This is a genomic window from Streptomyces sp. NPDC058751 (assembly GCF_042746485.1).
Taxonomy (GTDB): domain Bacteria; phylum Actinomycetota; class Actinomycetes; order Streptomycetales; family Streptomycetaceae; genus Streptomyces.
Map to the genome: position 1 here is coordinate 19059 of NZ_JBHYPZ010000030.1, position 20269 is coordinate 39327.

A 20269-nucleotide genomic window follows, 5' to 3' on the forward strand; every position below is an offset into this window, starting at 1 on the left:
TTCGGGGAAGATCAGGCCATATTGCCGTCCAGACACCGCGACTTGTGCGACTTTCAGGCAAATATGCCGAATAGATCATGTCGAATCGATTCGCCTCGCGCGCCGTTCCGGTGCGGTGCGCCCACCGGCTCGCGGACACCGGCCCCACCACCGGATCCGGTCCGGGGCGGGTCTCACTGCCGTGCCTGCTCACTCGCCGGGTGGTCCGGTTCGTTTATCTTCCCGAAGGGGATGTGCACGCTGGGCGTGCTGCGGGCGGTTCCGGTCAGGTGGCCGACCTGGTCGTCGAAGAAGATGTGGGGTCTGAGGACCTCCATGATCGCGCTCTTGTCTATGCCGCCGAGGAAGAAGGCGTCGTTGACGGCCACGCCCCAGTTCTTCAGGCTGCGCACCGGGCGTTCGTGAGCGGGTGCGTTGCGGGCGGTGACGAGGGAGACGTGGACGCGGATCTTGTAGCCGGCGTCCTGCGCCCGCCGTTCTTCTTCGCGCCGCTGGAGCCGGTTGACGCCCGCGAGGAAGTCACGCAGAGGGCCCGGGTCGTGCGGGGTGGCGGCGTTCGCCGCTTCGTGGAAGCGGAAGTCCTCGAGGCCGCCGGCCTGGTAGACCTGTTCCGAGGCGTCGTCGGCGAGGACTCCGTCGAAGTCGAAGGCGATCCGCAGGTCCTGGTCGTCGTCCTCGTCGGCCACCGCCGGGCCGAGGACGCGGCCGGCGGGCAGGCCGAGCGCGACGGCCTCGCGGACGTCGTCCTCGTTCGCGGAGAGGAACAGGGACATGTTCAGGGCGGGCATGAAGCGGTGGGGCGAGCGGCCCTGCATGAAGACGGCCCGGCTGATCGGCAGGCCGTGGGACTGGATGGACCGCATGACCCGCAGGCCGGTGTCGGGATCGTTGCGGGACAGGATGATGACCTCGACCAGAGGATCGTCGGGTGAGAGGTCGTTCAGGGACAGCAGCCTGCGGATGAAGGGGAAGGCCGCCCCTTTGTCCAGCGTGTCGTCCAGGTGCCGCTCCTGGTAGGCGCGGTAGGCCTCTTCTCCCTGATCGCGGAAGACGGCGTCCGCCTCCGCCAGGTCGAACAGCGCGCTGGAGGCGACACCGACGACCAGGCGGTTCTTGAGTTCGTAGACGGCCACGTCGTACCCCCCGGCACCGATTCGCATACATGCCCCGATGATGTTAAATCACCGCAGTCACCGGCCTGATGGCCACCCCGATGGCACGGGCTCCAGGGGCTGTGTGATGTCGTGATCAGTTGGTGGGTTCTTCCCTCTTCGGGCGAAGGGGGCGGGCCGCAGGGACGGCTGACCGCCGCCTCGCAGGAGGCAGCGGTCTTGTCGCGTCCGGCGGCGGTGCCAGGTGGTGCGGCTCACCGGGTGTTCCCTCCCCTGCGCCGCCTCGGGCTCGAACGCACCACAAGTGCCCGGCCGTTGGCGGCACGGGTACACGGGAGGAGGACAGGACGACGGCGCGACGGCCGTGCGGGGCGACCGCCCTCGCCGGACCCGTCCGCGGCCACGGCTCACACGCTGAGTGCCGCCCGTACGGTCTGCTCGGCGGCTGTTCCGCCCTCACCCGAGGACGTCACCCGCCCGGCCTCCAGTACGTAGTACCGCTGGGCGGCGCGCATGGCGAAGCCGACGTGCTGTTCGACGAGGAGGACGCCAAGGCCGCCGCGCCGGGTGAGCGCGAGGATCGTCTCCTCGATCTCGGTGACGACCGACGGCTGGATGCCCTCCGTCGGCTCGTCGAGCAGCAGGAGCCCGGGGCGGGTGATCAGCGCGCGGGCGATGGCGAGTTGCTGGCGCTGGCCGCCGGAGAGCAGGCCGGCGCGGCGGCCGGACAGTGCGCGCAGGGCCGGGAAGAGGTCCAGTGCCTCGGCGGTCGCCGCTCTGCCGTCGGGGCGGCCGTCGGCGACGAGTTGGAGGTTCTCGGCGGTGGTGAGGTGGGGGAAGGACTGCTGGCCCTGGGGGACGTACGCCATCCCGCGGGCGACCCGCTGGTGCGGGGCGAGGTGGGTGATGTCCTCGCCGTCGAGCCGGACGGTGCCGCTCCTGGGCTTGATCAGGCCCATGGCGGTGCGCAGCAGCGTGCTCTTGCCGGCGCCGTTGTGGCCGAGGACGGTGGCGACAGCGTCGTTCGGGACGGTGAGGGTGACATCGTGCAGGACCGTGGTGCGGTCGTAGCCGGCCTGGACGGAGCTGATCTCCAGCATCTGGCTCACGCCTCCTCGGCGACGGCCACGGCAGTGGCGGGAGCAGACCCTGGTTCCGCGGCGCGGCCGAGGTAGACCTCCTGGACCTTGGCGTCGGCCTGGACCTCGGCGACGGTGCCCTCGCTGAGGACCTTGCCGGCGTGCAGGACAGTGACGCTGCGGGCGTAGGAGCGCATGAAGTCCATGTCGTGTTCGATGACGACGACCGTGCGGTCCGCGCTGATCCGCTGGAGCAGCGCACCGGTGGCCTCGCGCTCGTCGTGGCTCATGCCGGCGACCGGCTCGTCGAGCAGCAGCAGCCTCACGTCCTGGACGAGCAGCATGCCGATCTCCAGCCACTGCTTCTGCCCGTGGGCGAGGACGCCGGCGGGGCGGTCGCGCAGGTGGGTCAGTCCGGTGGTCTCCAAGGCCTTCGCGACCGGCTCGGGGATGTCCTTTCGGCGCCTGAGCATCGTCCACGGGCTGCGCCCCGCGCCCGAGGCGATGTCGAGGTTCTGCAGGACGGTCAGTTCCTCGAAGACCGTGGCCGTCTGGAACGTACGCCCGATCCCCATGCGGGCGATCTTGTGGACCGGCCTGCCCAGCAGGTCCTGGTCGCCGAAGCGCACCGAACCCGTCGCCTTCACCAGGCCGGTGACGGCATCGACCAAGGTGGTCTTGCCGGCGCCGTTGGGGCCTATGAGGAAGCGCAGGTCGCCGGGGCGGACGTTCAGGTCGACACCGCCGACGGCGGTGAAGCCGTCGAAGGTCACCCGCAGGTCGCGGACGGTCAGTTGCTCGCCGTTCATGCCGTCTCTCCCGTCGTACGAGCAGTGGTGGCGGTACGGCGTCTGCGCAGGACGACGCCCAGGGAGGCCAGACCGCCGGGCAGGAAGCCGACCACGACCACGAACAGCAGGCCCTGGAGGTAGGTCCACGCGGCGGGGAAGGCGTCGGACAGCGTGCTCTGCGCCCAGGCCACCGCGATCGCGCCGAGCACCGCGCCCACCAGCGAGGCCCGGCCGCCGACCGCCGCGCCGATGACGAAGCCGATGGAGGGCACGATCCCGATCAGCGCCGGGGAGATGATCCCGACCGCCGGGACGAAAAGGGCGCCGGCCAGGCCCGCCGTTCCGGCCGCGAGGACGTACGCGAGGAGCTTGACGTTGGCCGGGTCGTAGCCGAGGAAGCGCACCCGCTCCTCGGAGTCCCGTGCGGCGACGAGGAGTTCACCGAACCGGCTGACGAACAGCTGGCGGGTGCCGGCCATCAGGAGCAGCAGGACGGCGGCGATGACGAAGTACACCATCCGCTGGTTGACGGGGTCGTCGAGGGAGTAGCCGAAGAAGCCGTGGATGTCGGTGAGGCCGTTGGTGCCGCCGGTGGTGGCCTGCTGGCCGATCAGCCAGATGGACAGGGCGGCGGCCAGGGCCTGGCTGAGGATCGCGAAGTAGGCGCCCCTGACCCGGCGGCGGAAGACGAAGAAGCCGAGCAGCGCGGCGACCGCCATCGGCAGCAGCACGGTCATGGCGAGCGCGAAGGCCGGATCGGCGAACGGCTTCCACCACCAGGGCAGGGTGTCGCCGGTGCCGTAGAGCTGCATGAAGTCGGGCAGGGTCTCGCCGGTGGCAGCCGCGTCGGTGAGTTTGAGGTGCATGGCCATGGCGTAGCCGCCGAGGCCGAAGAAGACGCCCTGCCCGAGCACCATGAGCCCGCCGCGGCCCCAGGCGAGGCTGACGCCCACCGCGACGATCGCGTAACACAGGTATTTGGCCAGGAGGTTGAGGCGGAAGTCGGAGAGTGCGGCTGGCGCGACGCCGAGGAGGAGTACGGCGCCGGACACGAAGGCGGCGGGGACGCGCAGCCGCTTCGGCAAGGAGGGGGACGGCGGCTTCGCCGTGGCGGGGGTGGGGGTGGTCGTTGTCGTCATGCCAGGCTCCGGGTGCGCAGCGTGTACAGGCCCTGGGGTCGCCACTGCAGGAAGGCGACGATCGCCACGAGCACGATGACCTTGGCGACGCTGAGGGTCGTCGAGTATTCGAGGACCGATTGGAGGATGCCCAGCGCGAAGGCGGTGATGACGCTGCCCTTGAGCTGTCCGATGCCGCCCACGACGACGACCAGGAAGGCGTCGACGATGTAGTTGGTGCCCGTCGTCGGGCCGATCGGGCCGACCAGGGTGAGGGCGACGCCGGCCACGCCCGCGAGGCCCGAGCCGATGAAGAAGGTGATGCGGTCGACCCGCCCGGTGGCGATCCCGGAGGCCTCGGCCAGGTCGCGGTTCTGGACGACGGCCCGGATACGGCGGCCCAGTGGCGTGAGTTTCAGGGTGAGGGCGAGTGCGAGGACGCTCAGCAGGGCCAGGCCGAGGATGAACAGGCGGTTGTTGGCGAAGGTGATGCCGCCGCCCAGCGAGATGTTGCCGGTGAGGACGTCGGGCGCGGCGGTCTGCACGTTGGGGGCGCCGAAGATGTCGCGGGCGAGTTGCTGGAGCATCAGCGAGACGCCCCAGGTCACGAGCAGCGTGTCCAAGGGACGCGTGTAGAGGCGGCGGATGAGCAGCCATTCGAGCAGGGCGCCCATGGCTCCGGCGGCGAGGAAGGCGATCGGCAGGGCGACGAGCAGCGAGACGCCCGCGCCGCTGATGGACTTCTGCAGCACGTACGTGGTGTAGGCGCCGGCCATGATGAACTCGCCGTGCGCCATGTTGATCACGCCCATCTGACCGAAGGTCAGGGTCAGGCCGAGGGCGATGAGCAGCAGGACGGCACCGATGCTGATGCCGGTGAGGGACTGGTTGAGGATGACCGTCATGGGTCGGCTCCGGGTCGGGGACGCGGGTGCGGGTGTGCGCGGGTGCCGTGGGCTCGGCCCGGCCCCTGGAGAGGGGCCGGGGCCGGTGACGGGCGGGTGGGGCTCAGGAGAGCCGGGAGGCCCAGGGGTAACCCTTGAGGTAGGGATCCGGCTTGATCGGTTTGCCGGAGTTCCACACCTCGGTGATCAGACCGTCGGAGCCGACCTTGCCGATCCGGGCGGTCTTGTAGACGTGCTGGGTGGCGCCGTCCACGGTGACCTCGCCTTCGGGAGCGTCGAGTTCGATGCCGTCACAGGCGGCTTTGACCTTCGCCACGTCGAAGGACCCGGCTTTCTCGACCATCGCCTTCCACAGGTGGACGGAGATGTAGGCGGCCTCCATCGGGTCGGAGGTCGGCTTGCCCTTGCCGTACGCCGCTTGGTAGGCGGCCACGAACTTCGTGTTGGCCGCGCCCGGGGTGGTCTCGTAGTAGTTCCAGGCCGTGAGCTGGCCGTCCAGGTACTGGGTGCCGATGCTCTTGACCTCTTCCTCGGCGATGGAGACCGAGAGCACCGGCAGGCTTTTCGCGGTCAGGCCCGCGGACTTGTACTCCTTGAAGAAGGCGACGTTGGAGTCACCGTTGAGGGTGTTGAACACGGCGTCGGCGCCGGCGTCCTTGACCTTGTTGACGATGGTGCCGAACTCGGTGGAGCCGAGCGGGGCGTAGTCCTCGCCGACGACCTGCATGCCGTTGGCCTTCGCGTACGCCTTGATGATCTTGTTGGCGGTGCGGGGGAAGACGTAGTCGCTGCCGACCAGGTAGAGCTTGGTCAGGCCCTGCTTCTTGAGGTAGTCCAGTGCGGGCACGATCTGCTGGTTGGTGGTGGCGCCGATGTAGAAGATGTACGGCGACTGCTCGAGTCCTTCGTACTGCACGGGGTAGAACAACAGGGACTTGTACCGCTCGAAGACCGGCTTGACGGCCTTTCGGCTGGCCGAGGTCCAGCAGCCGAAGGTGGCCACGACCTTGTCGTCCTTGATGAGGGTCTCCGCCTTCTCGGCGAAGGTGGGCCAGTCGGAGGCGCCGTCCTGGCTGACGGCCCCGAGCTTCTTGCCCAGCACGCCACCGGCGGCGTTGATCTCCTTGACCGCGAGCAACAGCGCGTCGTGGACGGTGACTTCGCTGATCGCCATGGTGCCCGAGAGCGAGTTCAGCAGACCGACCCTGACGGTGTCGCCGGACGTGTCGGCCTTGGCGCCGGAGCCGGTGGACGTGGTGTCGCCCGTCTTGGCGCCGCACGCGCCGACGGCGGCGGACGCGCCGGCGGCCGACAGAGCGGCCAGGAGAGCGCGTCTGCTGATGCTGAGCCCGGACATGCACAACCTCCTTGCCCCGAAGGGCGGTACGAAGAGAGCGGAAGACTCTGGGGAGGGAATGAGGGGGCGGCGCTTCAGGGGCGGCGGTGTCGACGCATGGGTTCCCCAGCCGTTCCGGGGTGCGTTTGGGCCGGTCGCTGAAGTGCGACCACAGCCTGCGGGGAAACTGTTTCAACCGCGTTTCGGAGCAATTGATGAAAAGTTTCCAGTGAAAGTAACGCGGTCGACCAAAACCGAGGAAGCCGCCGCCGAATACTCTCGGCCGAGAGCATGAAAGCAAGGCGATCAATGCTTCCCACAGAAAGGATCAGTTATTCTGATTCCCCCTTTTCCGAGAGGCCGGTGATCGGCGGTAGGCTCGAGCACCGGTCGGCGAGCACGAGTGGAGGAGCACGATGGCGAGACGGCCCCAGGAACTGCTCCGCCTGCTCACGCGGGCCGAACGGCTCGCCGTGCGCCGAGTGCAGTCCGTCCTCGACGAGTTCGACTGCTCCGTGGATGCCTGGCGGGTACTCGACCTGCTCTCCGACGGAGGGGGTCACAACATGACGGCCATCGCCGACCACGCCTTCCTGCCGGCCCCGAGCCTGACCAAACTGATGGACCAACTCGTCGACCAGAACCTGGTCTACCGTCGCATCGACCCGGCCGACCGGCGCCGCGTCCTGGCCCACCTCACCCCACGGGGCAAGCAGCGGTGGCAGTTGCTGGCGCGTGAAGTGCGGGCCGACTGGGGGGACTTGGAGCATCTGCCCGAGAGCGAGGAGCTGGGCCACCTGCTCGCACAGCTGGCCGAGGCCCTGGAAGGACGGCCCGTACCCGATCCGGCGCATGTCACGACAGGTCGTGCGGGGAAGGCAGTTGGGCGAGCACGTTGAAGTCGGACCCGGCCGCCTCCGCCAGGTAGATGCGCTGGCGGACATGCCGGTCATGAAGGTGGAGCAGGCCGCGCGGACCCTCGTAGGAGACGGTCTCGGCGGCGGCCGAGATCGCGGAGACGTCCAGGGTGCGGGCCCGCTCGATGAGCGAGGCGAGCAGCAGCACCCCCTCGTAGCACGACTCGCCGAGGCTTCCGGGGGCCGGTGCCTCGAAGCCGAAGCGGCCGGTGTAGCGGCCGTGGAAGTCCAAGGTGTCCTGGTTGGCCAGTGAGGCGAAGAAACCGGCCGTGCTGAACAGGTCGACGGTCGCCTCCGGGCCACTGGCCATCAGCATGTTCTCGTCCATCAGCGTGCTCAGCCGCAGACACCGCTGATCGATGCCCGAGGCGGCGAAGGCCCGGTTGAAGCGGACCGCGTCGCTGCCGACGAGCAGCATCAGCACACCGTCCGCGTCCGTGTGCTCGATGCGCCGCAGCACGTCGGCGAAGTCCTCGGTGCCCAGCGGCAGATACGCCTCGCCGCAGACCCGTCCGCCCCGCAGCGCGCGGGCGTAGCGGCGGGCGGCCCGGGCGGTGCGCCGGGGCCAGACGTAATTGTTGCCGACGACGAACCACCTGCGTACCCGCCGTGTCTCGGCGAGCAGCCGCATGGCGGGCTGCAGTTGCCAGTCCGGCGTCTCGCTGGTCATGAAGACGCCGTCCGTGCGTTCCCCGCCCTCGTAGAGGGCGGTGTACACGTACGGCACCCGGTGCGCGATGCGCGGCGCCACCGCCTGCCGGACCGAGGAGATGTGCCAGCCTGTCACCCCGTGCACCGCGCCGGTCACCACCAGGGCCTCGACCTCCTCGGCGACCTTCTCCGGCCGGGCTCCGCCGTCGACCTCCAGCAGCCGCAGCTCCCTGCCGAGTACGCCGCCGGCCTCGTTGATCTCTTCGGCGGCCAGCCGCGCGCACGTCTCGCAGGCGGGACCGAAGATGCCGGCGGGCCCTTGCATCGGGTACACGAGCGCGACGTTCAGGGTCGAGCCGTCGACCGTCAACCACTCTGGGCTGTGGAGGTGGAGCGGCCGGCGCATGTCCACATGATTGCCCGACGGCGATCGGCGCCCAAGCACCGGCCGGGATCGAAACCGATTCGTAGGCGCGAGGAAGGGGCGCGCAGCCGCGGCTCCCGCCGCACCGTGCACCGCTCTCCCCTCCCGCCCCCGCCATCGTCCGCCCCCGGGGGGCCGGGACCCGGCAGACGGCCGGTGAGGCGGCCGTCCGCCTGCGGCCGGCACCGCTCGGTCCGTTCGGCAGGTACGTGCACGTCCTGGGCCGTCGTCGACGGCCGCCTCGATCCGGTTCAGCATCCGCCGGACACGGTCCGGGCCGCCATGACCCGCCTCCTCGGCCGGAATCCAGCCGTTCTTGCGCCGCAACGGAGCGATCAGACCCCGTCTATGGACCAGTGCCGACTCCTGCGGCTCCGACCGGCTGAACCGGTGCACGAACCGCCCATGCACAACAGCCGGTTCGCTCGCCCGCACGCACATCAGCACCGGCCTGACGCATCCGACGAGGATGACATGATGCGTCCATGCCCGAGTACACGATCAGCACAGCAGACGGCGACGCCTGGCCGGCCCTTGGCGCCGGCCTTGCCGCGGTTCTCCAGCCCAGATCCCGCCAGTGCGAGATTCTGCAGGACGACGCCCTGCTCAGACTCCGCACCGAAGGCACCGACGTCGAAGCGTCCTGGGAACTGGCCGGCACTTGGTACGTCTACGTCGAAGGCGCGCCGTCGTTGGAAGCCGCCGATCAGATGGTGAACGAGATGGCCGCCCAACTCGGCGAAGCGACAGGGAAGCAGGCCGTCCACCACAGGATCACGGACTAGCGCAGAACGACCAAGCTCAAAATCACCGGACTCTTGAACCGGCCATCAGAACTCCACCGACCTCGGTCGCCCAAGTGTCGCTTCAGCGCAGCTCTTCTCGCAGCAGGCCCATCGTGTACTGGTCGTACCACTGGCCGTCCCGGTAGAAGACCTGCCGAAGCCGCCCCTCTTCCACGAAGCCGATCTTCTTGTAGACGTGACGCGCCGCGTGGTTCTCCGTGACAACGGTCAACGAAATCTTGTGCAGTCGCATGGTGTCGAACCCGTACCGGCACATGGTGCGAAGCGCGTCGGTGGCGTAGCCGCGACCCCAGTGGTCCTTCTCGCCCAGATAGATGTCCAGCTCGGCACAGCCCGTCTCAGGTTCGGCGTCTCGCAGACGCACGAGTCCGACAAGGGTCCCGTCGCCCTGCACTTCGATGCCGTACAGCGTGTCCCCGTAGCTGTTCGGCCCCCGCTCTTCGAGACGCTTGCGCACTCCGTCGAGGTGCTGGTCATAGTGGGCGTCCATCCAGCGCATCACCTCGCGGTCGTTGTTCCATCGCCACAGCGCTTCCGCGTCGGACGGCGCCAGAGCCCGCAGACGTACAAGATCTCCAAGGGTCATGGCGCGCATTGCAGCACAAAGCGCACGGGGAGTCCAACGGAATTTCCCCCAGGGAAGGACGGCCGGCGCCGGGCGCCGGGAGGACCACGGCGCGGGACGACGATCCGGCCGGTCACTGAGCACACTCGTCGGCACTTCCGTGCCCAGTGGGCGAAGGGCATCTGTTCAGTCGAGGATCGCGGTGGCCTCTATCTCGACCAGATGGTCGGGGACGTCCAGGGCCGCAACACCCAGCAGCGTGGCCGGCGGGACCGGGGTGACGCCCAGCTTCACGGACGCCCGGGAGATGCCCTCCAGGAGCGCGGGCATCTTGTCGGGGGTCCAGTCGACGACGTAGCAGGTCAGTTTCGCCACGTCGTCGAAGGAGCCGCCGGCCTCGGCCAGAGCGGTGCCGATATTGAGGTAGCACTGCTCGACCTGCGCGGCGAGGTCGCCTTCGCCGACCGTGATCCCCTCGGCGTCCCAGGCGACCTGGCCGGCGATGAAGACCAGCTTCGACCCCGTCGCGATCGACACCTGCCGGTAGACGTCGATCGTGGGCAGTCCACTCGGGTTCACCAGGTTGACGGCCATGCTGCCTGCCTCCTCGTCCTGAGCGCCTGGGGGCTCGTGTCCACCCGGCCAAGGCGCCCTCGGTCTCTTGTGGTTACTCAGGAACCGTAGGAGAGTGGGCGCCGACATGGAAGAACGCACTTTCCAGTGACTGGGGAACCCGATGGTGACCAACCAGATCAAGGGCCCGTCCGAGGAAGCGGACCTCAGGCGCGCGGACTCGTTGGCGCGGGAGATCTTCTCCGACATCGCCAACAAGTGGGCGTTCCTGATCATCGAGACTCTCGGTGAACGCACCCTGCGCTTCAGCGAACTGCGGAACGAGATCGAGGGCATCAGCCACAAGATGCTCACCCAGAACCTGCGCATGCTGGAGCGCAACGGCCTGGTCGACAGGAACGTGCACCCCACCGTCCCGCCGCGTGTCGAATACACCCTCACCGAGCCGGGCCAGGGCCTACGCGCGACCGTCGACGGAATGTGCGACTGGACGCACCGCTACTTCGGGCACATCGAGGCCGCCCGCCACCGCTTCGACGCCTGACGGCTCCCGGCTCCCGGCTCCCGGCTCCCGGCCCGATCCTGCCGCACTGCGCACGCCCGCCGGAGCCGGGGTCCTCACGTTCTTCATGCGCTGCACAACGAGCGCCACCGGCCGCCGGCCAGGCCCGCGGCCGGGGTGCCCCGGGGCGCCGTCCGGTCTCCTCAGGACCGGAGGGCCTTGCTCCGCGCCGCCGCGCGGGCCTTGGCCCAGGCCTGCGGAAGCTGTCGCTCCCGGGTGCCGGCCGCGGCCCCCTCCTGGCCGTGCAGGACGCCCCAGGTGAAGCCGGGCTCCCCCGACGCCTGGGCGGAGACCGCGAGTCGGCGCAGGGCCTCACGCGTCACCACGCTGTCGTGCTGGGCCCCGCTCACCCGCTGCACGGCCTTGGCGCGCTTGCCGAGGCGCCGTACGGGCCCGCCCAGGGCCGGACGGGCCGCCTCCGCGGCGTAGCGGAGCCTCTTGGCGGTCTTGCGGGCGTCGTGGATCGCGGTGTCGCGCTCGGGGCCCGGTGCCATGTCGAGCGCCGGGTCCATGCGCCGGGCGAGGCGGCGGTATTCCTTCCGGAGTGCCTTGCCGAGGACCTTCCCGGGTTTTCCGGCCGCCTTGGCGGAGCGCAGCGGTGGCGCTTCGGTGAGGGACTTCAGGTCCTCCAGCAGGCTCAGGTAGCGGGGCGAGGCGAGCGCGTCGAGCGTGCGGCGGCGGGCCTCGGTCCGCCGCGCCACGTCCCAGGCCTTGAGCCGTGCCTCGACCGGGCCCAGGACCAGTTCGCCGGGCAGCTCCCGCACGCCCGAGGTGAGCCTCTCGCGAAGCACTTCGTGGTCGCGTTCCACGCCGAGTTCGTTGGCGAGCCACTTCAGATCGCGCCGGACGGGGTCGGTGGCCTCCCTGTCGAGGACGGAGCGGTAGGAGCGCAGGCAGCCGCGCAGACGGCGCGTCGTGGTGCGCATCCGGTGGACGGAGTCGGGTGCGTCGCGGCGGACCGCGGGGTCGAGGTCCGTGAGAGCGCCGACGAGTCGGTCCACGTAGGCGAGCACGTACGCACCGGCCGATCCCTGGGCGACGTCGGGGTGCGCGCCAGGTGTGTCCTTCAGGAGCGACGTGGTCTCCGTCAAGGCCCGGACCACCTTGGACGGGCTCTGCGCCCGGTCGAGACCGTGCCGGTGCAGCACCTTCTCGACATCGTCCAGGAGGGCCGGGTCGCCGTCCTCGACGAGTTCGACCTCCATCTCCGTCCAGACCGCGCGTCCTTCGTCGTCGAGGAGCGCCTCGGCGGACACCTCGTCCATGCTCAGCTCCGCCAGGACGTCGCCTTCCGCGTCGAGGAGGTGGTGCAGTGAGCGGCTGGAGCGGACGCGTACCACGGGTCGCAGCGCCGTGCCGTGGGTGCGGGAGAGGGTGAGGTCCCGCAGTTCGTCAGGGACGTCCTTCGAGGCCAGGGGGGACTCGATCTCCTCGCGGCTGTCGCCGGGGAGGGGGAGTTTCAGGTGCCAGCCGGGATCGGTGCCGCCCGTCCTGCGCCCCAGGGACGCGCGGGTGCCGGTCAGTCGCAGGTCGTCACTGTCGTAGTAGACGGCGTCGAGTTCCTGCATCCCCTGGTCCGCGACGGAGGCGACGGGTCCCGTACCGGCCAGGTCGGACAGCCAGGAGACGTCGGCGTCGGGCGCCGCGTATGTGCGTTCTGTCTCTCGCGTCGAACGAGCCATGTCATCCGCGTAGACCCATTCACGGGATTCAAACCCTTTGGCGACCGGTTGTGCGCTTTCGGCGGCGGGCAACCCGGGCCGGGCCGCGCCGCTCCGGCCGGAGAACATCGGGAACCCCATTGCAGGGCACAGCAGTTGATGTATTGGCGTTCGCCGGGCGTCCCGGCCCGCACGGGCGGCAAACCGGCGCCGCTCCTCGACCGGCGGCGGTGTTCCCGGCGCGTCACGCCCGGAACACCGCCGGTGTCCTACCTGGTGAGACCGGTCGGTTCGTCGAGTCGTGTCAGCTTCCGCGGGTTGGACGTCGCGAAGATCCGGGTGATGAGCCCGTTCTCGATCAGGAGGCTGACCGCGGCCCGTCCGCCGACGGATTCGATCCGGATCGAGGGAGCGCCGTTGAGCCACACCGGCACGGTCTCGGCCCCGGCCCGTTCCGTGCCGGCGAGCAGCTTCGCCACGAGCTCGGCCCCGTGGACGGGGGCCAGTGCGGCGGCCGTGAGCCCGCCCCCGTCGGCAACGAGGACCACGTCCGGCGCCATGATCTCCATGAGGTCCTGGACACGACCGGTGTGCAGCGCGGCGAGGAACCGGTCCATCACGGCCTTGTGTTCCGTCGGGCTCACGCTGACGCGCGGCCGGCGGGCGGTGACGTGGTTCCGGGCCCGTCTGGCGATCTGCCGAACCGCGGCCGGGGTCCTGCCCACGGCCTCGGCCACCTCGCCGTGCGGCACGTCGAAGACCTCGCGGAGCACGAACACCGCGCGTTCCACCGGTCCGAGCGTCTCCAGGACGGTCAGCATGGCGATGGAGACGTTCTCCGCGAGTTCGACGTCGTCGGCGACGTCGGGGTGGGTCAGCAGGGGTTCCGGCAGCCACTCGCCCACGTAGTCCTCGCGGCGGCGCGCGAGCGTGCGTATGCGGTTGAGTGCCTGGCGGGTGACGGCCCGGACGAGGTACGCCCGCGGGTCGTGGACCTGCGACCGGTCGGCGTCGGCCCAGCGCAGCCAGGTCTCCTGCAGCACGTCCTCCGCGTCGGCCGCGGAGCCGAGCATCTCGTAGGCGACGGTGAACAGCAGGCCGCGGTGGGCGACGAACGGGTCCTCGGTCATGCCGTGCGCCCTACGGCACGGGACGTCGCCGGGCGCTCTGCCAGCGGGATCTCGCAGGCGTCGGAGAAGCCCTGCGAGGTGACCCCGTTGGCCACGTTCGCCCTGGTCGCCAGGTTGACGAAGGCGATGAAGGCGGTGAGCTCCACCATCGCCGGCGTTCCGAGCCGTTCCAGGAGCGCGGCGTACTGCCCGTCGGTGACGGTCGGCGGCGTGTTCGTCATCGCCTCGGCATACTCCATGACGTCGCGCTCCAGCGCCGTGAACACGTCCGACTCCCGCCAGCACGGCACCTGGCTCGCCCTGGCCAGGTCCAGGTTCTCGTTGCGGGCCTGGAAGTAGCCGACGTCCAGGCACCAGCTGCAACCGACCTGCGACGCGACGGCCATGTGCGCGAACGACTTCAGGCTCGGGTCCACCCCGTCCCACGCACCCACCTTGGCGCCGAACTCCAGGTTGTCCCGGGTCACCCGGGGGCTGTGCCACAGCACCTCGACGTTCTCGGGCACGACACCCAACTGCTCGATCATGTTCTCCTTCAGCTCGGCGGGAAGCTCGGCCTTCGGCAGGCGCAGCGTCATGACGTCTCTCCTCGAACGCGTCTTCGTGGGCTGTTCGGCATGAAGACACCGGCCGGTCCGCACATGTGACAACCGCTGAACCCGGTCCTCACGCCTCCGGCGTCGGCGGCAGCGCCGTCGGCCGGCCGGCCGGCGGCATCGGACCCGTCGCCGTCACCTGGTACGCCCCCTGCTGTTCCTCGAAGATCAGCGCGCTCGAAGGCACCATGGCGCGCAACTCGTGCAGAACGACCAGGGCGGCGTGCAGCCGGTCCGTGCCCTCGTAGGCGTCGTACGCGAGCACCAGGCGGGCGCGGCCCTCCAGGTTCTGCCAGGCGTAGCGGCGGCGGAGGTTCGTCATGTGGCGGGCGTCGGAGCGCAGGAAGGTCGCACCGGCGGAGAAGCCCGCCGACAACAGGGCGAGAACGGCGGCGGGGATGCGGGCGCCCTCGGAAGCCAGACCGGCCGCGCCGGAGACGCCGGCCAGGACGGCGGCCGGAAATCCGAGACTGAGGTACACGGCGTGCCAGAGTTTGGCACGGCGCTGCGCCCGGCGCGCGCCGATGTGCGCCTCAGAGATGATCTTCTCGACCTCGGCACGCAACGCGAGCAGCTGCGAGCCCTCTCCCGCACCGGCGCCGGCCCTGTCCCCGGCGTCACTTCGGGCCATCAATCCCCCTGTTTCGTACGGGAGTTGAGAACTACCCGGGCTGGGATTGTACGAGTGCGAGCCGGGTCCGCGACAGAGGACGACCCGTGTGACCGCTCCTCGGCGTCCTGGCCGCGCGCCGGGCGCCAGGGATCGAGGGCGTGCTTGCCGTGGGTCCGGCCCGCCTCGAGTTGCCGCAGCACCTCCGGCCCCTCGGCCAGGGGGTGGATCCGAGGGGTGCCTGGCGGGTAGACGCCGTGGGCGATGAGTGCCCCGAGCTCTACGAGGAGCGACTCGTAGAGGGACGGGGCCGCGGTGGCCAGCGCGCCGATGTGCAGGCCCTTGATCTGGACCTGATGAGCGAAGACCAGGTCGTGCGTGTCGAGCGTGGCGTCGCCGGAGGCGGCGCCGAACACGACGACGCGTCCGGTGAAGGGTTTGGTGACCGACAGGCTGACCTCGAACGTGGCTCGTCCCACCGATTCCAGGACCAGGTCGACGCCGCCGGTCAGGCGGGTGATCTCGGCGGCCAGGTCGGGGCGGCGGCCGTCCAGGACCTCGTCGGCGCCGAGCGCTTCGACGATGCCGTGCTTGGCCGGTGACGCCGTGGCGATCACGCGCGCGCCGTAGTGGCGGGCGAGACGGACGGCGGCCTGCCCCACCCCTCCGGCCGCGGCGTGGACGAGCACCACGTCGCCCGTCGCGATCTCGCCCAACGGCTTCAGTGCCGCCAGCGCGGTCGCCCAGTTCAGCACCAGGCCGAGGGCTTCGGCGTCGCTCCAGCCGGACGGCACGGGAAGCGCGCCCGCGGCCGGCATCGTCATGTACTGCGCGAAGGCGCCCGGCCCGACCCCGACGACGTGTGTACCGACCGGCAGTGGGCGCTCGGTCTCCGGGCCGACGCCCACGATCTCGCCCGCGGCCTCGAAGCCCGCCACGTAGGGCGCCCGCGGGCCTCCGCCGTAAGCTCCGCGGGCCTGCATGACGTCCGCGAAATTGACCCCGGCGGCGCCGACGCGGATCAGGTACTCGCCGGGTCCCGGGACAGGGCGGCGGTGACCGGTCGTGAGGGTCAGGTCCTCCGGTCCCCGGTGCGACCGCTGGACCAGTGCTCGTACCGTCTGCTCGGCGGCGTGCCGCCGCTCGTCGATCTCCATGCTCCGAACGTAGGAGCCTGACACTTGTGTCAAGGTCAAGCGGCTGTCGTCGAGCGGCCATCCGAGCGACCGTCAGGAACCGGCGCGGCGGGCCTCCCGCAGATAGGCGTCGAGTGCGTCCCGCTGATCGCTGAGAACGGCGATGCGCGCGGCGAGCCGGTCGCGGTGGCTCTGCACCTCGCGCAGGAACTCCGCACGCACCGCGTCCGTGCCGGCACCGGGTCCGTCGGTGAGGCCGGGCAGAACGTCCCTGATCAGCCGCACGGGCAGCCCGGACTCCAGCAGCGAGCGGATGACGAGCACCCGGTCGACGGTGGACCGGCAGTAGTCGCGGAACCCGTTGCCGAGACGCCCGGGGACGATCAGGCCCTCGTCCTCGTAGTACCGCAACGAACGCGCGCTCACGCCACTGACCCTGGACGCCTCCCCGATCTTCATACCCGGAATCAACGTCCAGGAGCTCCGCGGTCTTCCGGCACCGCCGCCCGAAGGCGTGCCCCCGGGGACCGGCGCGGCGGGGCTCAGTGCGCGGGGGCGCTCGGCTCGTGCACCGGCAGCCGCACCTCCGGGTCGTCGAGGCTGACTCCCGTACGCAGGTCGAACTCCTGCTTGTACATCGGGGAGGCGATGACGGGGCGGCCGTCGCGGGTGCCCATGATGCCGTGGGCCATGACGTCGGCGCCGGAGTAGGGGTCGTGGTTGCCGACCGTGTACAGGTTGCCCTCGCTGTCCTTGAAGACCGCCGCCTCGGTGCCGTCGGGGAGGACGGCCACCCTGCCGCGGCCCGGTTCCAGGTCCTCGGCGTCGGGCTCACCGGTCAGGTGTCCGAAGCGGCTGAGCTTGGCCGGGTCGGCGAGGACCGCGGCCCATTCGTCCTGGTAGCCGGCGACGTGCCGGTCCATCTGCGCCTCCAGTTCCGCGCACAGGCCCAGCGAGTCCTCGATCAGGACCTCCTTCAGGTGCTCGACGCCACCGTCCAGGCGTTCCAGCCAGGTGGAGGTGCGTTCCAGGCGTTCGGCGGTGCGGACGTAGTACATGAGGAAGCGGTCGATCAGCTTCAGCAGCGCCTCCCGGTCCAGGTCGGCGGCCAGGAGTTCGGCATGGCGGGGACGGGTGCCGCCGTTGCCGCCGACGTAGAGGTTCCAGCCGCCCGCGGTGGCGATGACCCCGAAGTCCTTGCCGCGAGCTTCGGCGCACTCGCGCAGGCAGCCGGAGACGCCGCCCTTGAGCTTGTGCGGGGAGCGCAGGCCGCGGTAGCGCAGCTCGATGTCGACGGCGAGCTGTACGGAGTCGCCCTGGCCGAAGCGGCAGAAGCGGGAGCCGATGCAGGACTTCACGGTGCGCAGCGACTTGCCGTACGCGTGGCCGGACTCGAGGCCGGCCGCCACCAGCCTGCGCCAGATGTCGGGGAGTTGTTCCCTGCGGGCGCCGAACATGTCGATCCGCTGGCCGCCGGTGATCTTCGTGTAGAGGCCGAAGTCGTCGGCCACCTGGCCGATGGCCACGAGCTGTGCGGGGGTGATCTCGCCGCCGGGGATGCGCGGGACGACCGAATAGGTGCCGTCCTTCTGGAGGTTGGCGAGGTGGAGGTCGTTGGAGTCCTGAAGCGTGGCCTGTTCGCCGTCGAGGATGTGGGTGAGGCCCAGCTCCGGGGACAGGGTGCCGAGGACGTTGGCGACCACCGGCTTGCAGACCGTGCAGCCCTCTCCGCCCTTGCCGTGACGGTTCATCAACTCACTGAAGGAGCCGATGCGTTCGTCGCGTACGACGGCGTAGATCTCGGAGCGGGAGAGGGTGAAGTGTTCGCACAGGGCCGTGCTGCGTACGACGCCCTCCGCGTCCAGGATCGCCTGGAGCGTACCGAGGCAGCCGCCGCAGCCCGTGCCGGCCTTGGTGCACTTCTTCACCCCGGCCACGTCGGTCAGGCCCTCGGTGGCGATGGCCGCGCGGACCATGCCCTTGGTGACGTTGTGGCAGGAGCAGACCACGGCCTCGTCGGGGAGCGTGTCGGCACCCGGCAGTTCGGCGGACTCCGACGGGCCCACGTAGGCGGCGGGCGGGGCGGGCAGCGAGCGGCCGGTGTGCGGCCTGAGGGTGCCGTACGCCTGCGCGTCGCCGACGAGGATGCCGCCGAGCAGCCGCCCGTCGGGGGCCAGGAGCAGCTTCTTGTAGACGCCCTCGCTCTCGTCGGAGAAGACGACCGCGGTCGCCCCCGCCTCGAAGGGGTCGCCGAAGGAGGCCACGTCGGCGCCCATCAGCTTGAGCTTGGTGGAGGTGTCCGCGCCGGTGAAGCGGGCGGTGCCGGTGCCGGTGAGGGCGTCGGCCGCGGCCTCGGCCATCTGGTAGCCGGGTGCGACCAGGCCGTACACCCGGCCGTCGACGGTCTGCGCGCACTCGCCGACGGCGTACACGTGCGGGTCGCTCGTGCGGCAGTGCTCGTCGACCACGACTCCGCCGCGGTCGCCGACGGCGAGGCCCGCCTCCCGGGCGAGGCCGTCGCGGGGCCTCACGCCCACGGAGAAGACCACCACGTCCGCGTCGATCGTGCGGCCGTCGGAGAGCTGGAGCCCGCGGGTGACACCGTCCGTGTCCGTCTCCACCCGGCTCGCGGCGACGCCGGTGTGCACGGTGACGCCCATCTCCTCGATGGTGGTCCGCAGCACCGCCGCGCCGCCGTCGTCGACCTGCATCGGCATCAGCCGGGGCGCGAACTCGACGACGTGCGCCTCCAGTCCGAGGGTGCGCAGCGCTCCGGCCGCCTCCAGACCGAGCAGGCCGCCGCCGACCACCACGCCGGTCCGCTTGCCCCGCGCGTACGCGGTGAGGGCGGCGACGTCGTCCAGCGTGCGGTAGGTGAAGGCGCCGGGGGCGTCGGTGCCCTCGACGGGCGGGACGTAGGGGTCCGAGCCGGTGGCCAGGACCAGGGTGTCGTAGGGCTGGACGTGGCCGGAGGCCGTGGTGACCGTGCGGGCGGCGGTGTCCAGGTGCTCGGCGGGGTCGCCCAGGCGCAGCTCGATGCCGTGCCGGTCGAGGAAGTCCTGGGTGGTCAGGGCGAGGTCGGCGGGGTCGGTGCCGGTGAAGACCGAGGTCAGGTGGACCCGGTCGTAGGCGGGGCGGTCCTCCTCGGCGAGGACCACGACCGGCCGTCCGGCGGTGCCGTCGCCTCCCAGCGCCCCGCGGTCCGCGAGGACCTCGAGCAGGCGCTGGCCGACCATGCCGTGGCCGATCAGGACGAGGGGCTGCGGCTGCGGCATGAGGGTCACACTCCTGGGCGGGGGGCGCAGTGACGTCTGCGGGTCTGTACGTCCTTTCGACCGTAGGCCGCCTCCGGGGCGGAACCGACGCGCAAACGTCCCCATCTGCGGGACCTTCGGCCGGTGGGCCCGGGGCCCGAAAGTCCCGACGGGTCGTGACCGGACGGCCGTACCGGCGCGTCGGCGGGCTCCGTAGCGTCGGGAGCATGGCCACCAGCTCCCCCGCCCTCGTACTCGCCGTCCACGGCAGCGCCGACCCCGCGGCCGCGGCGGTGACCGGTCTCCTCTCCGATGCCGTGGCGGCGCTGGACGGTGTCCGGCCTCAGGTCGGCTGCCTCGACGAACGAAAGCCCTCCCCCGGCGTCGGCCCCGACCTGCGGTGGCCCTCGCTCGACGGGCTGCTGGACCGGCTCGCCGCACGGGGGCACGGGCACGCCGTGGTCGTGCCCCTGCTGCTCGGGGACGGTTTCCACCGCAGGGTCGACGTGCCGGCCGTGCTGGCGAAGCCCCGGACGCTGCGCTGCGCCCTCACGCGGGGACTGAGCGGCGAGCCGGACGTGGCCCTGGCCCTGTACGACAGGCTGCGCGCCGCCGAGTCGGCGGCGGGCGGACGGGCCGACGCCGTGGTCCTGGCCTCCGCCGGCTCGCGCCGCCCGGACGGCACCGCCGGGGCCAGGATCGCGGCCGGACAGCTGCGCGCCCTGCTGACGGCGGCTCACGGCGGTGAGCCCGCCGTGCCCGTGCTGCCCGCCTACTGCTCGGCCGCACGGCCCACCGTGCCGGAGGCCGTGGCCGGGCTGCGCGCGGCGGGCCACCGGCGCGTCGCCGTCGCCACCCATCTGCTGGCACCGGGCCGCTTCAGCGGGGAACTGCGCGACGCCGGAGCCTGGACGGTCGCCGAACCGCTCGGGGCCCACCCGCGCATCGCCCGCCTGGTGGCGCGGCGCTACGCCCGGGCCGCGGACGCGGCACGCCATCCGGCGGCCGCCTGAAGCCGGTGCGCCGGCGGAGTGTCCGGAGCG

The 20269-nt window shown here is 70.9% G+C and carries 20 protein-coding genes and 1 pseudogene; 4 read left to right on the top strand and 17 right to left on the bottom strand.

The annotated features are described in order from the left end of the window. Positions 1-173: 173 nt before the first annotated feature. The 6 genes from ACFW6B_RS25960 to urtA all read right to left on the bottom strand — a co-directional run bounded on the left by ACFW6B_RS25960 (position 174) and on the right by urtA (position 6362). Entirely contained in the window at positions 174-1160 is a 987-nt protein-coding gene (locus tag ACFW6B_RS25960) for a 5'-nucleotidase (RefSeq protein WP_386599281.1), read from the bottom strand. A 359-nt stretch (positions 1161-1519) separates the two neighbouring features. Next, on the bottom strand, positions 1520-2212 hold the full coding sequence (gene urtE, locus ACFW6B_RS25965) for an urea ABC transporter ATP-binding subunit UrtE (protein WP_386599467.1): 693 nt from the start codon (positions 2210-2212) through the stop codon (positions 1520-1522). Positions 2213-2217: 5 nt separating this feature from the next. Continuing rightward, a complete protein-coding gene (gene urtD, locus ACFW6B_RS25970; protein WP_386599283.1) occupies positions 2218-3000 on the bottom strand; it encodes an urea ABC transporter ATP-binding protein UrtD in 783 nt (260 codons plus the stop codon). Further along, positions 2997-4121 carry an urea ABC transporter permease subunit UrtC gene (gene urtC / locus ACFW6B_RS25975; protein ID WP_386599284.1) on the bottom strand — a complete coding sequence of 375 codons (1125 nt, stop codon included), beginning with the start codon at positions 4119-4121 and terminating at the stop codon, positions 2997-2999. The genes urtD and urtC overlap by 4 nt, the downstream gene beginning before the upstream one ends. Beyond that, on the bottom strand, positions 4118-5005 hold the full coding sequence (gene urtB, locus ACFW6B_RS25980) for an urea ABC transporter permease subunit UrtB (RefSeq protein WP_386599286.1): 888 nt from the start codon (positions 5003-5005) through the stop codon (positions 4118-4120). Before urtB ends, urtC begins: the two co-directional genes overlap by 4 nt. A gap of 103 nt (positions 5006-5108) precedes the next feature. Next, a complete protein-coding gene (urtA, locus tag ACFW6B_RS25985) occupies positions 5109-6362 on the bottom strand; it encodes an urea ABC transporter substrate-binding protein (protein ID WP_386599288.1) in 1254 nt (417 codons plus the stop codon). A 395-nt stretch (positions 6363-6757) separates the two neighbouring features. Between urtA and ACFW6B_RS25990 the strand changes: the two genes are divergently transcribed. Next, positions 6758-7240, top strand: coding sequence for a MarR family winged helix-turn-helix transcriptional regulator (locus ACFW6B_RS25990; RefSeq protein WP_386599290.1), 483 nt, complete (start codon positions 6758-6760; stop codon positions 7238-7240). On the opposite strand, the gene ACFW6B_RS25995 is transcribed toward ACFW6B_RS25990, so the two are convergent. Both ACFW6B_RS25995 and ACFW6B_RS26000 read right to left on the bottom strand, forming a co-directional pair. Beyond that, complete coding sequence (locus ACFW6B_RS25995; protein ID WP_386599469.1) at positions 7197-8315, bottom strand: substrate-binding domain-containing protein; 1119 nt, start codon at positions 8313-8315, stop codon at positions 7197-7199. The genes ACFW6B_RS25990 and ACFW6B_RS25995 overlap by 44 nt on opposite strands. Positions 8316-8558: 243 nt before the next feature. Then, positions 8559-8774, bottom strand: a pseudogene (locus ACFW6B_RS26000) (IS701 family transposase); the annotation flags it as partial. A 44-nt stretch (positions 8775-8818) separates the two neighbouring features. Between ACFW6B_RS26000 and ACFW6B_RS26005 the strand changes: the two are divergent. Next, positions 8819-9118 carry a hypothetical protein gene (locus ACFW6B_RS26005; protein WP_386599292.1) on the top strand — a complete coding sequence of 100 codons (300 nt, stop codon included), beginning with the start codon at positions 8819-8821 and terminating at the stop codon, positions 9116-9118. Between the two features lie 82 nt (positions 9119-9200). Here ACFW6B_RS26005 and ACFW6B_RS26010 read toward each other — a convergent pair whose 3' ends face one another. Both ACFW6B_RS26010 and ACFW6B_RS26015 read right to left on the bottom strand, forming a co-directional pair. Further along, on the bottom strand, positions 9201-9725 hold the full coding sequence (locus tag ACFW6B_RS26010) for a GNAT family N-acetyltransferase (RefSeq protein ID WP_386599295.1): 525 nt from the start codon (positions 9723-9725) through the stop codon (positions 9201-9203). Between the two features lie 165 nt (positions 9726-9890). After that, positions 9891-10298 (bottom strand): RidA family protein, encoded by a 408-nt coding sequence (locus tag ACFW6B_RS26015; RefSeq protein ID WP_386599297.1) that lies wholly within the window; start codon positions 10296-10298, stop codon positions 9891-9893. Between the two features lie 142 nt (positions 10299-10440). Between ACFW6B_RS26015 and ACFW6B_RS26020 the strand changes: the two genes are divergently transcribed. After that, positions 10441-10821 (top strand): winged helix-turn-helix transcriptional regulator, encoded by a 381-nt coding sequence (locus ACFW6B_RS26020; RefSeq protein ID WP_386599298.1) that lies wholly within the window; start codon positions 10441-10443, stop codon positions 10819-10821. A 161-nt stretch (positions 10822-10982) separates the two neighbouring features. Here ACFW6B_RS26020 and ACFW6B_RS26025 read toward each other — a convergent pair whose 3' ends face one another. The 7 genes from ACFW6B_RS26025 to nirB form a co-directional block, all read right to left on the bottom strand. Further along, complete coding sequence (locus ACFW6B_RS26025; protein WP_386599300.1) at positions 10983-12521, bottom strand: CHAD domain-containing protein; 1539 nt, start codon at positions 12519-12521, stop codon at positions 10983-10985. Positions 12522-12769: 248 nt separating this feature from the next. Beyond that, positions 12770-13630 (bottom strand): RNA polymerase sigma factor SigJ, encoded by an 861-nt coding sequence (gene sigJ / locus ACFW6B_RS26030; protein WP_386599302.1) that lies wholly within the window; start codon positions 13628-13630, stop codon positions 12770-12772. Further along, complete coding sequence (locus tag ACFW6B_RS26035; RefSeq protein ID WP_386599304.1) at positions 13627-14208, bottom strand: carboxymuconolactone decarboxylase family protein; 582 nt, start codon at positions 14206-14208, stop codon at positions 13627-13629. The genes sigJ and ACFW6B_RS26035 overlap by 4 nt, the downstream gene beginning before the upstream one ends. Before the next feature lie 88 nt (positions 14209-14296). Further along, positions 14297-14857: a hypothetical protein gene (locus tag ACFW6B_RS26040; RefSeq protein WP_386599306.1), complete on the bottom strand. Its 561-nt coding sequence runs from the start codon at positions 14855-14857 to the stop codon at positions 14297-14299. Further along, the gene (locus ACFW6B_RS26045; protein WP_386599308.1) at positions 14857-15993 is read right to left on the bottom strand and encodes a zinc-binding dehydrogenase; all 1137 of its coding nucleotides are present in this window, start codon (positions 15991-15993) and stop codon (positions 14857-14859) included. The genes ACFW6B_RS26040 and ACFW6B_RS26045 overlap by 1 nt, the downstream gene beginning before the upstream one ends. 72 nt (positions 15994-16065) lie before the next feature. Beyond that, entirely contained in the window at positions 16066-16431 is a 366-nt protein-coding gene (locus ACFW6B_RS26050; protein ID WP_386599310.1) for a MerR family transcriptional regulator, read from the bottom strand. An 83-nt stretch (positions 16432-16514) separates the two neighbouring features. Then, on the bottom strand, positions 16515-19247 hold the full coding sequence (nirB, locus tag ACFW6B_RS26055; protein ID WP_386599312.1) for a nitrite reductase large subunit NirB: 2733 nt from the start codon (positions 19245-19247) through the stop codon (positions 16515-16517). 206 nt (positions 19248-19453) lie between these two features. Between nirB and ACFW6B_RS26060 the strand changes: the two genes are divergently transcribed. Next, complete coding sequence (locus ACFW6B_RS26060; protein WP_386599314.1) at positions 19454-20239, top strand: sirohydrochlorin chelatase; 786 nt, start codon at positions 19454-19456, stop codon at positions 20237-20239. The last annotated feature ends 30 nt before the right edge of the window (positions 20240-20269 follow it).

What these genes read in the sequence shown, in the direction of transcription:
- ACFW6B_RS25960 (WP_386599281.1), bottom strand. Translation starts at nt 1,160, where the DNA reads ATGCGAATCGGTGCCGGGGGGTACGACGTGGCCGTCTACGAACTCAAG.
- urtE (WP_386599467.1), bottom strand. Translation starts at nt 2,212, where the DNA reads ATGCTGGAGATCAGCTCCGTCCAGGCCGGCTACGACCGCACCACGGTC.
- urtD (WP_386599283.1), bottom strand. Translation starts at nt 3,000, where the DNA reads ATGAACGGCGAGCAACTGACCGTCCGCGACCTGCGGGTGACCTTCGAC.
- urtC (WP_386599284.1), bottom strand. Translation starts at nt 4,121, where the DNA reads ATGACGACAACGACCACCCCCACCCCCGCCACGGCGAAGCCGCCGTCC.
- urtB (WP_386599286.1), bottom strand. Translation starts at nt 5,005, where the DNA reads ATGACGGTCATCCTCAACCAGTCCCTCACCGGCATCAGCATCGGTGCC.
- urtA (WP_386599288.1), bottom strand. Translation starts at nt 6,362, where the DNA reads ATGTCCGGGCTCAGCATCAGCAGACGCGCTCTCCTGGCCGCTCTGTCG.
- ACFW6B_RS25990 (WP_386599290.1), top strand. Translation starts at nt 6,758, where the DNA reads ATGGCGAGACGGCCCCAGGAACTGCTCCGCCTGCTCACGCGGGCCGAA.
- ACFW6B_RS25995 (WP_386599469.1), bottom strand. Translation starts at nt 8,315, where the DNA reads ATGCGCCGGCCGCTCCACCTCCACAGCCCAGAGTGGTTGACGGTCGAC.
- ACFW6B_RS26005 (WP_386599292.1), top strand. Translation starts at nt 8,819, where the DNA reads ATGCCCGAGTACACGATCAGCACAGCAGACGGCGACGCCTGGCCGGCC.
- ACFW6B_RS26010 (WP_386599295.1), bottom strand. Translation starts at nt 9,725, where the DNA reads ATGACCCTTGGAGATCTTGTACGTCTGCGGGCTCTGGCGCCGTCCGAC.
- ACFW6B_RS26015 (WP_386599297.1), bottom strand. Translation starts at nt 10,298, where the DNA reads ATGGCCGTCAACCTGGTGAACCCGAGTGGACTGCCCACGATCGACGTC.
- ACFW6B_RS26020 (WP_386599298.1), top strand. Translation starts at nt 10,441, where the DNA reads ATGGTGACCAACCAGATCAAGGGCCCGTCCGAGGAAGCGGACCTCAGG.
- ACFW6B_RS26025 (WP_386599300.1), bottom strand. Translation starts at nt 12,521, where the DNA reads ATGGCTCGTTCGACGCGAGAGACAGAACGCACATACGCGGCGCCCGAC.
- sigJ (WP_386599302.1), bottom strand. Translation starts at nt 13,630, where the DNA reads ATGACCGAGGACCCGTTCGTCGCCCACCGCGGCCTGCTGTTCACCGTC.
- ACFW6B_RS26035 (WP_386599304.1), bottom strand. Translation starts at nt 14,208, where the DNA reads ATGACGCTGCGCCTGCCGAAGGCCGAGCTTCCCGCCGAGCTGAAGGAG.
- ACFW6B_RS26040 (WP_386599306.1), bottom strand. Translation starts at nt 14,857, where the DNA reads ATGGCCCGAAGTGACGCCGGGGACAGGGCCGGCGCCGGTGCGGGAGAG.
- ACFW6B_RS26045 (WP_386599308.1), bottom strand. Translation starts at nt 15,993, where the DNA reads ATGGAGATCGACGAGCGGCGGCACGCCGCCGAGCAGACGGTACGAGCA.
- ACFW6B_RS26050 (WP_386599310.1), bottom strand. Translation starts at nt 16,431, where the DNA reads ATGAAGATCGGGGAGGCGTCCAGGGTCAGTGGCGTGAGCGCGCGTTCG.
- nirB (WP_386599312.1), bottom strand. Translation starts at nt 19,247, where the DNA reads ATGCCGCAGCCGCAGCCCCTCGTCCTGATCGGCCACGGCATGGTCGGC.
- ACFW6B_RS26060 (WP_386599314.1), top strand. Translation starts at nt 19,454, where the DNA reads ATGGCCACCAGCTCCCCCGCCCTCGTACTCGCCGTCCACGGCAGCGCC.